Source organism: Cryobacterium sp. Hh11, from assembly GCF_004404045.1.
Taxonomy (GTDB): domain Bacteria; phylum Actinomycetota; class Actinomycetes; order Actinomycetales; family Microbacteriaceae; genus Cryobacterium; species Cryobacterium levicorallinum.
In genome coordinates this window covers 23190-37450 of sequence record NZ_SOHF01000028.1, presented here as the reverse complement: position 1 = coordinate 37450, position 14261 = coordinate 23190, and the positions used below count along the sequence as shown (strand labels likewise).

At 64.7% G+C, this 14261-nt stretch carries 12 protein-coding genes; 4 read left to right on the top strand and 8 right to left on the bottom strand.

Features of this window, described 5'->3' with window-relative positions:
• Positions 1-146 precede the first annotated feature (146 nt).
• The 8 genes from guaA to guaB all read right to left on the bottom strand — a co-directional run bounded on the left by guaA (position 147) and on the right by guaB (position 9906).
• Positions 147-1751, bottom strand: a complete 1605-nt coding sequence (gene guaA, locus E3T46_RS14105; protein ID WP_134579027.1) for a glutamine-hydrolyzing GMP synthase — start codon at positions 1749-1751, stop codon at positions 147-149.
• Positions 1748-2197 carry a DUF3817 domain-containing protein gene (locus tag E3T46_RS14100; protein ID WP_134579026.1) on the bottom strand — a complete coding sequence of 150 codons (450 nt, stop codon included), beginning with the start codon at positions 2195-2197 and terminating at the stop codon, positions 1748-1750. The genes guaA and E3T46_RS14100 overlap by 4 nt, the downstream gene beginning before the upstream one ends.
• Before the next feature lie 10 nt (positions 2198-2207).
• Positions 2208-2966: an SURF1 family protein gene (locus E3T46_RS14095; protein ID WP_241980789.1), complete on the bottom strand. Its 759-nt coding sequence runs from the start codon at positions 2964-2966 to the stop codon at positions 2208-2210.
• Between the two features lie 5 nt (positions 2967-2971).
• A complete protein-coding gene (locus E3T46_RS14090; protein ID WP_134579024.1) occupies positions 2972-4426 on the bottom strand; it encodes a cation:proton antiporter in 1455 nt (484 codons plus the stop codon).
• A 3-nt stretch (positions 4427-4429) separates the two neighbouring features.
• On the bottom strand, positions 4430-4957 hold the full coding sequence (locus E3T46_RS14085) for a TrkA C-terminal domain-containing protein (RefSeq protein ID WP_092107335.1): 528 nt from the start codon (positions 4955-4957) through the stop codon (positions 4430-4432).
• 254 nt (positions 4958-5211) lie between these two features.
• Positions 5212-6924 carry a glycerol-3-phosphate dehydrogenase/oxidase gene (locus E3T46_RS14080; protein ID WP_092449555.1) on the bottom strand — a complete coding sequence of 571 codons (1713 nt, stop codon included), beginning with the start codon at positions 6922-6924 and terminating at the stop codon, positions 5212-5214.
• A gap of 243 nt (positions 6925-7167) precedes the next feature.
• Positions 7168-8286: a GuaB3 family IMP dehydrogenase-related protein gene (locus E3T46_RS14075; RefSeq protein ID WP_104132231.1), complete on the bottom strand. Its 1119-nt coding sequence runs from the start codon at positions 8284-8286 to the stop codon at positions 7168-7170.
• Between the two features lie 117 nt (positions 8287-8403).
• Positions 8404-9906: an IMP dehydrogenase gene (gene guaB, locus E3T46_RS14070; RefSeq protein WP_134579023.1), complete on the bottom strand. Its 1503-nt coding sequence runs from the start codon at positions 9904-9906 to the stop codon at positions 8404-8406.
• A 298-nt stretch (positions 9907-10204) separates the two neighbouring features.
• On the opposite strand from guaB, the gene E3T46_RS14065 reads away from it, so the two are divergent.
• Genes E3T46_RS14065 through E3T46_RS14050 form a run of 4 tightly spaced genes read left to right on the top strand, consistent with a single transcriptional unit; the run spans position 10205 to position 14153 of the window.
• Positions 10205-11470 (top strand): branched-chain amino acid ABC transporter permease, encoded by a 1266-nt coding sequence (locus tag E3T46_RS14065; protein ID WP_134579022.1) that lies wholly within the window; start codon positions 10205-10207, stop codon positions 11468-11470.
• An 8-nt stretch (positions 11471-11478) separates the two neighbouring features.
• Entirely contained in the window at positions 11479-12459 is a 981-nt protein-coding gene (locus E3T46_RS14060) for a branched-chain amino acid ABC transporter permease (RefSeq protein ID WP_134444723.1), read from the top strand.
• Positions 12460-12508: 49 nt separating this feature from the next.
• The gene (locus tag E3T46_RS14055) at positions 12509-13399 is read left to right on the top strand and encodes an ABC transporter ATP-binding protein (protein WP_241980788.1); all 891 of its coding nucleotides are present in this window, start codon (positions 12509-12511) and stop codon (positions 13397-13399) included.
• Positions 13386-14153: an ABC transporter ATP-binding protein gene (locus tag E3T46_RS14050; protein ID WP_092449545.1), complete on the top strand. Its 768-nt coding sequence runs from the start codon at positions 13386-13388 to the stop codon at positions 14151-14153. Before E3T46_RS14055 ends, E3T46_RS14050 begins: the two co-directional genes overlap by 14 nt.
• The last annotated feature ends 108 nt before the right edge of the window (positions 14154-14261 follow it).

Here is a 14261-nt window from a genome sequence, read left to right as displayed (position 1 = left end):
CGGTTCCGCCCGGTAGGCCAACGCCCCAGAAACGCATGAGCGCGCACCAAACGGGTGGCCGTTTCGGGCGCGGCTACGAGCGGATGCGGGTGCCGGGCACACAAGAAGGGCCGGCTCACGAGAGCCGGCCCTTCTTTACTTGGGGATCACTCCCACTCAATCGTTCCCGGCGGCTTCGAGGTGACGTCCAGCACCACGCGGTTAACCCCGTCGACCTCGTTGGTGATGCGGTTCGAAATCTTGGCCAGCAGGTCGTAGGGCAGCCGGGTCCAGTCGGCGGTCATGGCGTCCTCGCTCGACACCGGGCGCAGCACGATCGGGTGGCCGTAGGTGCGGCCATCGCCCTGCACGCCCACCGAGCGCACGTCGGCGAGCAGCACGACCGGGCACTGCCAGATCTCGCGGTCGAGGCCGGCGGCGGTCAGCTCGGCGCGCACGATGGCATCCGCTTGACGGAGCAGGTCGAGGCGTTCCTGGGTGATCGAGCCGACGATGCGAATTCCGAGGCCGGGGCCGGGGAACGGCTGGCGCTGCACGATTTCGGCCGGCAGGCCGAGTTCGGCGCCGATCGCGCGCACTTCGTCCTTGAACAGGGTGCGCAGCGGTTCGACCAGTTCGAACTGCAGGTCTTCGGGCAGGCCGCCCACGTTGTGGTGGCTCTTGATGTTCGCAGTGCCGCTGCCGCCGCCGGATTCGACGACGTCGGGGTACAGGGTACCCTGCACGAGGAAGGCGATCGGATCGCCGTCTGTTTCGGCGGCTTCCTTGATCAGCTCGGCCTGGGCCTGCTCGAAGGTGCGAATGAACTCGCGGCCGATGATTTTGCGCTTGGTCTCCGGATCGCTCACGCCCTCAAGGGCGGTCAGGAACTGCTCGCGTACGTCGACCGTGACCAGACGAATTCCGGTGGCCTTGACGTAATCCTCTTCAACCTGGCGGCGTTCGTCCTGGCGCAGTAGACCGTGGTCGACAAAGACGCAGACCAGCTGGTCGCCGATGGCCTTGTGCACGAGGGCCGCGGCCACGGCGGAGTCGACTCCGCCGGACAGGCCACAGATGACCTTGCCGGTTCCGACCTGGGCGCGAATCTTCGCGACCTGCTCGGCGATGACGTTGCCGCTGTTCCAGTCGGCGTTGATACCGGCGGCGCGGTGCAGAAAGTTTTCAAGTACGTGCTGGCCGTTTTCGGAGTGCTTGACCTCGGGGTGCCACTGCACGCCGTAGAGCCGCTTCTCGTCATTGGCGAACGCGGCGACCGGGGTCGAGACCGAGGAGGCGAGCACGGTGAAGCCGTCGGGCGCGGTGGCGACCGAGTCGCCGTGGCTCATCCAGACGGTCTGACTGCCCGGCTGGTCTGCCAGCAGCACGTTGCCTGCGTTGCTCACGGTGACCGGGGTCGAGCCGTATTCGCGGGCCCCGGTGTGGGCGACGGTGCCACCGAGGGCGGTCGCCATCACCTGGAAGCCGTAGCAAATGCCGAGCACGGGCACGCCGAGCTCGAAGATCGCAGCGTCGAAAGCTGGTGCGCCCTCGGCGTAGACGCTGGACGGTCCACCGCTCAAAACGATTCCGCGTGGGTTCTTGGCGAGCACTTCGGCGGCGGTGATGGTGTGCGGCACGATCTCCGAATAAACGGATGCCTCCCGCACGCGCCTTGCGATCAGCTGCGCATACTGCGCACCGAAGTCGACCACGAGAACGGGGCGATCCAGCCCGGAATCGGTGATGGGGGCATCCGCTGGAATGGTCATTCTTGGGCCTTCGCCTTCTCGGCAAGTGCCGCGGTCTTTTCGGTATTCTCGGCGAGGAAACGCTTCACCGTGCGAGCAACGGGAACCTCGACGATGAAGGACAGGGTGGGAACGACGCCGCCGAGGGCGATGAGCACGAAGCGCCAGAACGGCCAGCGCATGAGGCTCCAGAGGCGAAAGTCGGCGAACAGGTAGAGCACGTAGAACCAGCCGTGCGCGATCAGAATGCCGGTGCTGAGGTTGATCGCGGCGACCGTGTCGGTCGGAACGAGCGCGAGAAACCCCTGCGAACCGCCCATCTCGATCTCGTGGCCGAAGCCGTACTTGATGACCATTTCGATGCAGAGCAGCAGCAGGAAGACGCCGGTGATGGTCGATGACACCTGGTACAGCCGCAGCGCACCGGGAATTCTGGAGATATCGGCGGGCTTGGGTAGACGAGGCATGTGCCTAATTCTACGTGAGCGCAGTGAGGGCTTCGGCGTCTTCAATTTCGCGCTCAAGGGCGTCGCGCACCAGGCGGTACCAGAGGAAAACGGCGAAGCCGGCGAAGACGACCCACTCGATGGCATAGAAGATGTTCAGCCAGTTCAGCGACTGGTCGACTTCCGGCACCGGGGAATCGATCACATCAAGGCCGGGCGCTGCTTCGGCATCGACGATGTAGCCGGAATAGACCGACTCGTCGCTGAAATCGGCCCACAGATTGATCAGAGCGGATGGCGCGACCTTGGTCATTTCCATCGAGTCGCCCTCCGGGTCGGGCAACTCCGGGGCCTCCCCGGTGAGAAAGCGTCCGGTCAGCGTGACGGGAGCGTTCGCCGGTTCCGTCGCCAATACCTCGATGACCGACTGGGCGGCGGCCCGGTCGGGAGCCCAGCCGCGCGCGACGGCGACGCTGGCGGCAGCATCCGTTTGAAAATGGCTGACCACCCAGAAACCATCGATGCCGCCGTTGAGGCGCGTGGTGATGAGCTGCTCGTCGCCGGGCACCCAGGAGCCCGTCGTCGTGACCATTTGGCCGGTCGCGATCTGCGTCACCGTACCGTCGGGCTGCACGACCTCGGCGAGCGGTTTGACCTGCTCGGTGCTGCGTTCCACGACCACGCCGGATTCGATGGCGCGCTCAAGCTGCCAGTGTCCGAGCAGGGCGAAGCCTGCTGCGATGCCGAGGGCCAGCAGCAGCGCAAGCACCCAGCGGGGGCGCAGCATCATTCTGATCACGAATAGTCACCTGTGTGGGTTTCTCGCCCGGGTTTGCGTGCCGGTCTGTCGGCGTCATCATCGGGATCTGGGGTGTGCTGGCCGAGCGCGAAATCGGCCATTGAATCTATGTGTTTCGCTTGTGCAACCGTAGCTTCCGTCGCTTGGGAATTGACCGAGTCACGTTTGGGCGCCCGCCGGTTGTGCTCGTCGGCGTCCGCGGCCTGGGCCGCCGTCGCCGCCTCGACGAGGGCGATCTCTTCGTCCCGCATCGGATTGCGCGCTGCCCCCGTCGTAACGGATGCCGGCACCCGGTGGCGCAGTGCCGACCCGATCTTCTCCGAATTCGCCGCGAACAGCGGGCCGAGGATGGCCATGGAGAGCACGTACAGGCCGGCGAACGGTTGCAGGCGCGGGTCGAGCCCGGCCGACACCGACAGGGTCGCCAGAATCAAGGTGAACTCGCCGCGGTTGACGAAGATCGCGGCCGTATTGAGGGCTTCGCGTGGCCCCATTTTGTGCAGCCACGCCAGCAGCGCGCCCGAGAGCAGGCTGAGCACAAAGGTCATCCCGATGGCGATGAGCACCACGCCGATCACCGAACCGAACTGGGCGATATCGAGGGCGAGGCCGAAGTTGAGAAAAAAGAACGCCGCGAAGATATCGCGGAGGGGCACCGCGACACGTTCGATCTTGGCGCGGTAGCTGCTTGCGCCGAGCACGACGCCGATCAGGAACGCGCCGATGGCATCCGTCACGCCGATGATCTCGCCAATGCCGGCGAACAGCACGACCAGGCCGAAGAACAAAATGGTAAACAGTTCGTCGTCCTTGGTGCGCATGAGACGCGACACCACCCGGCCGCCCCAGCGGGCGAGCGAGAACATTGCGACGAGAAAGAGGAACGCGATGGACAGTTGCAGCACGATCGGCCAGATCTCGGTTTTGCCGCTGAGCACGACGGAGACGATGGAGAGGTAGATCGCGATGAAGATGTCACCCACGACGGTCACGCCGAGGATCATCGGTGTCTCTTTATTGGCCAGACGGCGCAGTTCGATGAGCAGTTTGGTGATGATCGCGCTCGACGACGTGCCGGTCATACCGGCGATGACGAGGGCTTCGCGGGGGCCCCAGCCCACGAGCATGCCGAAGATGAAGCCCGCGCCCATGTTGATGAGCACCCAGGACCCGCCGGAGATGATCAGCGTCTTGGCGTTGCCGAAGAATTCTTCCTGGTCGAATTCGAGGCCGAGGCTGAAGAGCAGCAGGATCAGGCCGAACACGGCGATGAGTTCGATATCGCCGGATTGGAAGTCGAGGGGGAAGAAGTCGGTGTTGGGGCTGGCGAGCACGCCCACGATCATGTAGATCGGGATGGTGGGGAGCCCGATCACCTTGCCCAGGCGGCCAAGAACGTAGGCGACGACGAGCAGGATGCCGAGAACGAGGAGGTCTTCGCCCACGTGCATCGCTTACCCCCCGGGTGGAGCGTCGACGGTCTTCGCCTTCACTTCACCGGTTCGAAAGAACGCGAAGGCCTTGACGACCTTTTCCGGCGAGCCGGCGACGACGAGGGTGTCACCGGGGAAGACCTTGAAGTCGGCGGCGGGGGCCGGGTTGGCGGATTCGCCGCGCACCACGGCGACGACGGTGAGGCCCGCGATGCCACGGTCGGCCGGATTGCCCAGGGCCTGGCCGGCGATGTGGTCTTCGTAGTCGACGGTGAACCAGTCGATGCTGAGGCCCGGGATCTGGTCGAGGGCGCTGAGCGATTCGGTGATCTGGGTACCTCCGAGCAGCTCGGCGAGGGTGTGCGCCTCGTCTTCGTTAAGCCGCAGGGAAACCTTGCTCGCGTCCGGGCCGCCTTCATCGTCGGCGAAGGTGATGAGGTCGCTGTGGCCAGATCGGTGGGCGATGACGCCGACTTTGCCACCGTCATCCGTGATGAAGGTGTGCAGTACCCCAACGCCAGGAAGTTTGACCCGCCGAACATCAACCATTGTCATGACTCCTGAGGTAGAGGGCAGTAGCCCTATTCTACCGGAGCCGCTTTTGCCGCCGCGCGCCCCTCGCTGCGCATCCGCTTCACTCGTGCGCTCGACCAGCGGATGCCCGCGCCCCAAGGGTGCCTGCGCCCCATTTCGGTAGCCGCTACGCCGGTTGACGCAGAGGGCGACTACCCGAACCGGGCGCGGGCATCCGCTCGAAGCTGTGGCGGCCACCCAAAGCGGGCGCGGTCCTGACCGGAGGGCCGCTAGGTGGTCACGACGATATCGGGGGCCTCGAGGCGCACCCGGTCGGCGGACTCGTCGTCCGGCTGCTCCTGCGAAGCCCGCTCGGCTGCGACCCGGGTGAGGTAGAAGCCGACCTCACGGTCGATTCGCTCCTGGTCCCAGCCGAGCACGCCGGCCATGAGCGCTGCGGCGACCGGTGCGGCCGACACCCCGCGATCCCAGGCCTCGATCGAGATGCGGGTACGCCGAGCCAGCACGTCTTCGAGGTGCAGCGCGCCTTCGTGCGAGGCCGCGTAGACCACTTCGGCTCCGATGTAGTCGTCGGCGCCGGGCAACGGTTCGGCGAGCGCCGGGGTGGCGCGAATGAGGTCGAGCAGCTCGTCGGTGAGCGTGCCGTACCGGTTGAGCAGGTGTTCGACGCGCACGGTGTGCAGGCCGAACGCCCTGGCGATCTTGCCGCGCTTGTTCCAGGCAGCCTGGTATCCCTCGGCCCCCAGCAAGGGGATGTCGTGGGTCGCCGACGCGGGAATGCGCCCGTCGAGAGCGGACACCGCGGCATCCACTGCATCTTTGGCCATGATGCGGTAGGTGGTCCACTTGCCGCCGGCGATGACGACGAGGCCGGGAACGGAATGCCCGACGAGGTGTTCGCGGGAGAGCTTGGAGGTCTCGTCACTCTCGCCGGCCAGCAGCGGGCGAAGCCCGGCGTAGACGCCCTCGACATCTTCCCGGGTGAGCGGCACGCTCAGCACGGAGTTGATGTGTTCCAGAATGTAGTCGATATCGGCGGCCGTCGCGGCCGGGTGCGCCTTGTCGAGGTACCAGTCGGTGTCGGTCGTGCCGATGAGCCAGTGTCGGCCCCACGGAATCACAAACAGTACGCTCTTCTCGGTGCGCAGCAGCAGCCCCATCGCGCTCTGGAATCGATCGCGCGGCACCACGAGGTGCACACCCTTCGAGGCCCGCACTTTGAAGGTGCCGCGTTCGCCGACCATGCGCTGGGTGTCGTCGGTCCAGACGCCGGTCGCATTCACGACCTGTTTGGCCCGCACATCGAAGCGTTCGCCGGTCTGCAGGTCGTGGGCGTGCACGCCGACGACGCGCTCCCCCACCTTGATGAATCCCTCGACCCGCACCCGGCTGGCGGCGTGCGCGCCGTAGAACGAGGCGGTGCGTACAAGCGAGGACACGTAGCGAGCGTCGTCGACCTGGGCGTCGTAGTAGGTGATGCCGCCGACCAGGGCGTTGTTGGTCAGGCTCGGGATGAGCTTTTGCACCTGACTCTTCGACAGGTGGCGGTGATGCGGCACCCCGGGCGGGCGCCCCCCGGTGTACGAGAAGATGTCGTACAGCAGCATTCCGGCGCCGATGTAGAACCGTTCGGTGAAGCGTTTCTTGAGGGGATACAGGAACCGCACCGGCTTCACGAGGTGCGGCGCGATGCGCTGCAACAGCAGACCCCGCTCGGTGAGCGCCTCCCGCACCAGACGAAAGTCCAGCTGCTCCAGATAGCGAATGCCGCCGTGCACGAGCTTGGACGACCGGCTCGATGTGCCTGAGGCCCAGTCCCGCGCCTCCAGAATGCCGACGCTCAACCCGCGCGTGACGGCATCGAGAGCGGCCCCGGCACCGACGATTCCGCCGCCGACCACAAGAATGTCGAGCTCTTTGTCTTTGAGCTTGGCCAGGGCCGCCTCGCGCTCCTCCGGCCCTAATCTCGAGGATCGCGTCACTGAATTAGTGACTGCTGAATTAGTGACGACTGAATTAGTCCCTGCTGAAATGTGCGGTACCGAATTGTGGGAGGCCATGACTACTCCTGTTCAGACTCCGTGTTCAAGTTCAAGCGGCGTGTTGCAACAACGCTATTGCGGTACTGAATTGTGGCGGGTGAAGCTGGGTACCGGCGGAACGAGCTGACTTCGGTGTTGATCTAAACCGACGCCAGCTCTCACCGATATTGATTTAAGCTGACGTTAGTTCACTCGGTACGGCGCGACAACCACTTCAACCCGTTGAAATTCTTTAAGATCGGAGTAACCGGTGGTCGCCATCGACCGACGCAGCGCGCCGATCAGGTTGGCGGTGCCGTCGGCGACCGGAGCCGGACCGTAGAGGATCTCCTCGAGCGGCGCGACGGTGCCGACCTCGACGCGCTTGCCGCGCGGCAGCTGAGGGTGGTGCGCCTCGGCGCCCCAGTGGAATCCGCCGCCGGGAGCATCCGTTGCCCGGGCGAGCGCTGTGCCGAGCATGACGGCGTCGGCGCCGCAGGCGATCGCCTTGACGATGTCGCCCGAGGTGCCCAGCCCTCCGTCGGCGATGACGTGCACGTAACGCCCGCCGGACTCGTCCATGTAGTCGCGGCGCGCGCCGGCGACATCCGCTACGGCTGTGGCCATCGGGGCGTGGATGCCTAGGGTCGCGCGGGTGGTCGACGCGGCTCCCCCGCCGAAACCGACCAGAACGCCCGCGGCTCCCGTGCGCATGAGGTGCAGGGCCGCCGTGTAGGTGGCAGCGCCGCCGACGATGACGGGAACGTCGAGCTCGTAGATGAACTTCTTGAGGTTGAGCGGTTCCTGGTTCTGCGAGACGTGCTCGGCCGAGACTGTGGTGCCGCGGATGACGAACAGGTCGACGCCGGCGGCAACGACGGTTTCGTAGAGTTCCTGGGTGCGCTGGGGCGAGAGAGCCCCGGCCACGGTGACTCCGCCGGCCCGAATCTCGGCCAGGCGCGCGGTGACAAGCTCCGGCTGGATCGGGGCGGAGTACATCTCCTGCATGCGCGCGGTCGCCTTATCGGCGGGCAGGCTGCGAATTTCGGCGAGCAACGGCTCGGGGTTCTCGTGCCGGGTCCACAGCCCCTCGAGGTCGAGCACGCCAACGCCGCCGAGCTGGCCCATCATGATGGCCGTGGTGGGCGAGACGACGGAGTCCATCGGCGCCGCCAGCACCGGAATGGCGAACTGGTAGGCGTCGATGGTCCAGCCGACCGACACGTCCTCCGGATCGCGGGTGCGCCGACTGGGCACCACCGCGATGTCGTCGAAGGCGTATACGCGGCGAGCGCGCTTGGAGCGGCCGATCTCGATTTCCATGGTTCCAGTTTAGAGGGAGCCACCGGCATCCCCTTTTCCAGCGGATGCCGTCACCCGGCATCCGCAGGCCGCCAGCGCGGGCCACCTAGAGAACGCGAGCGGCAGCCCGCGCCCGAACTACCGACGGTAGTTCGGAGCCTCGACCACGATCTGCACGTCGTGCGGGTGCGATTCCTTGAGCCCGGCGGGCGTGATGCGCACGAACTTGCCCTTTTGCTTGAGTTCTTCGATCGTGCGCGCTCCCACATAGAACATGGACTGACGCAGGCCGCCGATGAGCTGGTAGGCCACGGCGGCGAGCGGTCCGCGGAACGGCACCTGGCCCTCGATGCCCTCGGGGATCAGCTTCTCGTCGCTGGGAACATCGCTCTGAAAGTAACGGTCCTTCGAGTACGACGTCTTTGATCCGCGGGTCTGCAGCGCGCCGAGCGATCCCATGCCGCGATAGGTCTTGAACTGCTTGCCGTTGACGAACACGAGTTCGCCGGGGCTTTCCGTGCAGCCGGCCAACAGCGAGCCGAGCATGACGGTGTCGGCGCCGGCCACGAGGGCCTTGGCGATGTCACCGGAATACTGCAGGCCACCATCGGCGATGACCGGAATACCGGTTTCGCGCGCGGCCAGCGAGGCCTGATACACGGCGGTGATCTGGGGAACGCCGACACCGGCCACGATGCGGGTGGTGCAGATCGAGCCGGGGCCCACGCCGACCTTGATGGCGTCGGCACCCGCGTCGATGAGCGCCTGGGCGCCCGAGCGGGTGGCGACGTTTCCACCGATCACATCGACGTCAGCGAAGGCCTTGTCCGACTTCAGACGACGAATAATGTCGAGCACGCCGGCGCTGTCGCCGTTGGCGGTGTCGACCACGAGCACGTCCACCCCGGATTCGAGCAGAGCGGTCGCGCGCTGCCAGGCATCACCGAAGAAGCCGATCGCGGCGCCGACGCGCAGGCGTCCGCCGTCGTCCTTGGTGGCGAGGGGGTATTCCTCGCTCTTGTCGAAGTCTTTCACGGTGATCAGGCCGGTGAGCTTGCCGTTGGCGTCGATCAGTGGCAGCTTTTCGATCTTGTGCTTGGCAAAGATCGCGAGGGCGTCTTCGGGAGCCATCCCGACCTTGCCGGTGATCAGCGGGGAGGTCGTCATGACCTCGCGCACCCGGGTGAGGGCCTTCTTGGCATGCGGCACGAAGCGCATGTCGCGGTTGGTGATGATTCCCACCAGGATGCCGTCACTGTCGACTACCGGCAGCCCGCTCACGCGGAACTGGCCGCACAGGGCGTCAACCTCGGCGACGGTGGCGTCGGGCGAAGTGGTGACCGGGTTGGTGATCATGCCGGATTCGCTGCGCTTGACCAGGTCGACCTGTTCGGCCTGATCCCCGATCGACAGGTTGCGGTGCAGAATTCCGAGGCCACCCTCACGGGCCATGGCGATCGCCATGCGGGTCTCGGTCACGGTGTCCATGGCGCTGGAGAGCAGTGGCAGCGACACATCAATGCGCCGGGTCAACCGGGATTTGGTGACCGCCTCGCTCGGAATGACGTCGGTGTGCCCCGGCAGGAGCAGCACGTCGTCGTAGGTGAGTCCGGTGAATCCGAACGGATCTGGCTGATCCATGAAACCCCTTACCTGTAGCTGAAAAACTGAAAATTGTCCGGAAAATCGCGTTACCACCCCACGGGACGTGAGGGGAATTGACCGGTCCTTCAATGTTAAGCGTGTTTGGGCTCATCACATTCCGCACACCATTAGCCAGCCGGTGCGGACTTTCGAAACATATAGGACATAATCGGCAAATACTCTCAACAGAGAAGTTGGCATTAGTCACCCGGCGCCCGCCCGGTTACCCATCGGTCGGCACCAACATGGAGGTCCCGTGCAGCCCATACATACGGCTCAGAGATACGTTCCCAGGATGCTCGTGATCCTGTTTGTGACCCTTCTCGCGGCCCTCACCATGGCCACCTTCTCGGCGGGCAGCGCGCACGCCGACGAGGTCGGCACCGAGTTCGATTTCACGATCTCCGGCAACGTGCAGTTCGATGGGGAAGCCCTCGGCGACGTAGCGATCGCCGTGTCCGGCAACGGCTACGAGGCCGACACGGTAACGGATGCCGATGGCCGATGGGCCATCGGGGTTCCCGAAAAGGGAACCTACGAGGTCACCCTCGACGAAGACACCCTTCCAGAGGGCGTCGTCGTCACCGAGGGTGGCAATGTGATCGAAGCCGAGTTCGGGCTGACCGACCGTCGCTCGGTCAACTTCTTCCTCGGTGAAGGGGTCCGCAACACGGTGAGCTTCTTCGACCAGTTTGTGAACCGATTCTTCAACGGCCTGAACTTTGGCCTGCTGCTCGCCCTCGCGGCGATTGGCGTGTCGCTGATCTTCGGCACCACCGGGCTGAGCAACTTCGCGCACGCCGAGCTGATCACCTTCGGTGCGCTGATGACGCTGGTGTTCTCGGTCAACTTCGGATTGCCGATCTGGCTCGCCATTCTCATCGCCATAGCGCTGAGCGGCGCGCTCGGATTCAGCCTGGATGCGGTGCTCTGGAAACCGTTGCGCCGTAAGGGCGTGGCGGTGATCCCCCTCATGATCGTGAGCATCGGACTCTCGCTGGCGCTGCGCTACCTGTACCAGTATTTCTTCGGCGGCAGCACGAGTCAGCTGCCCGGCGCGGGCATGGCGGACCTCAAGTTCGGCCCGATCTCGCTCTCCCCGATCGACCTCGCGAGCATGGGCATCAGCATCGTGGTGCTGCTCGCCGTGGCCTACTTTCTGCTGCGCACCCGCATCGGCAAGGCCACCCGTGCCGTCTCCGACAATCCCAGCCTGGCTTCGGCCAGCGGCATCGACGTCGACAACGTCATTCGCATCGTCTGGGTGGTCGGGGCAGCACTGGCCGGGCTCAGCGGGGTGCTCTGGGCCTACTTCCGCCCGGGCGTCAGCTGGGACATGGGCTTTCAAATGTTGCTGCTCGTCTTCGCGGCCGTCACCCTGGGTGGTCTCGGTACCGCCTTCGGAGCCCTCGTCGGTTCCCTCATCGTTGGGCTCTTCGTTGAGCTGTCGACGCTCTGGCTTCCGTCCGACATGAAGATAGTCGGCGCCCTTGTTATTTTGATCCTGGTGCTGCTGTTTCGACCGCAAGGCATTCTGGGTCGTAAAGAGAGAATTGGTTAGGGGTTCACATGGACTGGGGAGCAATCTTTGGCAACGCAGCCGTCGAGCTGATTAGCCCGACCACTGCCGCTTACGCACTCGCCGCCCTCGGGCTCGCCGTGCACTTCGGCTACACCGGCCTGCTGAACTTTGGCCAGGCCGGCTTCATGGCCCTCGGCGCCTATGGTTACGCCATTTCCATCCTGACCTTCGGTTTTCCCGTCTGGGGCGCCTTTTTGGTGGGGGTGGGAGCATCCGTTATTTTCGCCTTGATTTTGGGTATTCCGACGCTGCGCCTGCGCGCTGACTACCTTGCTATCGTCACGATCGCCGCCGCCGAGATTGTGCGGCTGCTGTTCACGACGAACACCTTCGCCGCAGTGACCGGGTCGGCCAACGGCCTGAGCGGTTACAAGAACGAGTTCGCGGCGCTCAACCCGCTTGCCGAGGGCAGCTATGGATTCGGGCCGTTTGAGAATAACGCCTACGACACCTGGCTGCGCATCGTGGCCTGGTCGATCGTGATTCTCGCGGCGCTGTTCGTTTGGCAGATCATGCGCAGCCCGTGGGGCCGAGTGATCAAGGGCATCCGCGAAGACGAAGACGCCGTGCGTGCGCTCGGCAAGAACGTGTACGCCTACAAAATGCAGTCGCTCATTTTCGGTGGTGTGCTCGGTACCATCGCCGGCATGATCTTTGCCCTGCCTCGAGCGGTCGTGCCGTCGAACTATCAGACCACGCTGACCTTCTTTATCTACGCCATCCTGCTGCTCGGCGGTGCTGCAACGGTGCTCGGCCCGATCATCGGTTCGATGATCTTCTGGGTGCTGCTGTCGTTCTTTTCCGGCTTCATCGCTCGAGCCGTGGAGGCGGGCTGGTTGCCGTTTATGACAGCGATCCAGGGCGGCCAGCTGCGCTTCATCCTGGTGGGAGTCGCGATTATGTTGATCGTGATCTTTAGACCGCAAGGCATCTTCGGTAATAAAAAGGAGTTGGCTTTTGTCCGATAACGCTGTTTCGGCCGCTCCGCTCGAGCCGCCGGTTCCCACCCAGAAGCCGATCAAAACGACCGGTCTGCACGTCGGCGAGGCCGAACCGGGCTGCCGCAAGGTCGACCCGATTCTCGTCGTCGACGGCGTGCGCCGCACCTTCGGCGGCCTGACCGCGGTGGATGTCGACCACGTCGAAGTTCCGCGCGGTGCTATCACCGCGCTGATCGGCCCCAATGGTGCCGGCAAGACCACCCTGTTCAACCTGCTGACCGGTTTCGACAAGCCCGACGCCGGCAAATGGACCTTCGACGGCCGCTCCCTGGCCGGCGTTCCCGCCTACCGGGTCGCCCGCATGGGCCAGATTCGCACGTTCCAGCTCACCAAGGCCCTGGGGCTGTTGACCGTCATGGACAATATGCTGCTCGGCGCCAAGGGCCAGACCGGCGAGAACATGTTCCGCGCGCTGATGCCGTTTCTCTGGCGCAACCAGGAGGAGGAGAACCGGGCCAAAGCACTCGATCTGCTCACCCGGTTCAAGCTCGATACCAAGAAGGACGACTACGCGGCGAGCCTCTCCGGCGGGCAGCGCAAGCTGCTCGAAATGGCCAGAGCGCTAATGAGCGACCCGACCCTGGTCATGCTCGACGAGCCGATGGCCGGCGTAAACCCGGCACTGACCCAGTCGCTGCTCGACCATATTTTGAACCTCAAGTCCCAGGGCATGACCGTTCTGTTCGTGGAGCACGACATGCACATGGTGCGGCACATCGCCGACTGGGTGATCGTGATGGCCGAGGGCCAGGTGGTCGCCGAGGGCGACCCGCACGAGGTCATGAGGAACCCGGCCGTGATCGACGCCTATCTCGGACAGCACCACGACGAAGACATCGGCGAAGACCAGGCCGCCGAAGCCGAAAACGTCTCAGCCATAAAGGAGTTGCTCGATGACGAACGCTAATCCGCTGGCCCCGCCAGCACCGGCCGAGACTCGGGAAGCGGTCGTCGCGGTCAAGAACGTGACCGCCGGGTATGTGACCGGCGTGAACATTCTCAATTCCTGCTCACTCACCGCCTACGAAGGCGAACTGATCGGCATCATCGGCCCGAATGGCGCCGGCAAGTCCACGCTGCTCAAGTCGATCTTTGGGCTGGTCAAGGTACGCGAGGGCGAAATTCTGCTCCGCGGCAACAACATCACCAACCTTAAGGCTAACAAGCTGGTCGCACAGGGTGTGGGTTTCGTACCGCAGAACAACAACGTCTTTCCCACCCTGACCATTCGAGAGAACCTCGAAATGGGCATCTTTCTCAAGCCCAAGGGGCTCGTGGAACGCCTGGAGTTCGTCACCGAGATCTTTCCAGAGCTCGGCAAGCGGATGTCCCAGCGCGCCGGTTCGCTCTCCGGCGGCGAACGACAGATGGTCGCCATGAGCCGCGCGCTCATGATGGGCCCGCACGTGCTGCTCCTCGACGAGCCGAGTGCCGGGCTGTCCCCGGTGCGCCAGGATGAAGCCTTTCTGCGGGTGAAGGAGATCAACAAGGCCGGAGTGACCACGATCATGGTCGAGCAGAACGCCCGCCGCTGCCTGCAGATCTGCGACCGCGGCTATGTGCTTGACCAGGGCCGGGACGCGTACACCGGCACCGGACGTGAGCTTTTGAACGACCCCAAGGTGATCGGCCTCTACCTGGGCACCCTCGGGCAGGATTAGCTCCCGAAATCACCCGTACCAGCCCGTGGCGGCGTCCGAGACTCTCTCGGGCGCCGCTTCTGTGTGTGGGCTTGCTGAGCGGATGCTGGCGGCCGGGTCGCCGCATCC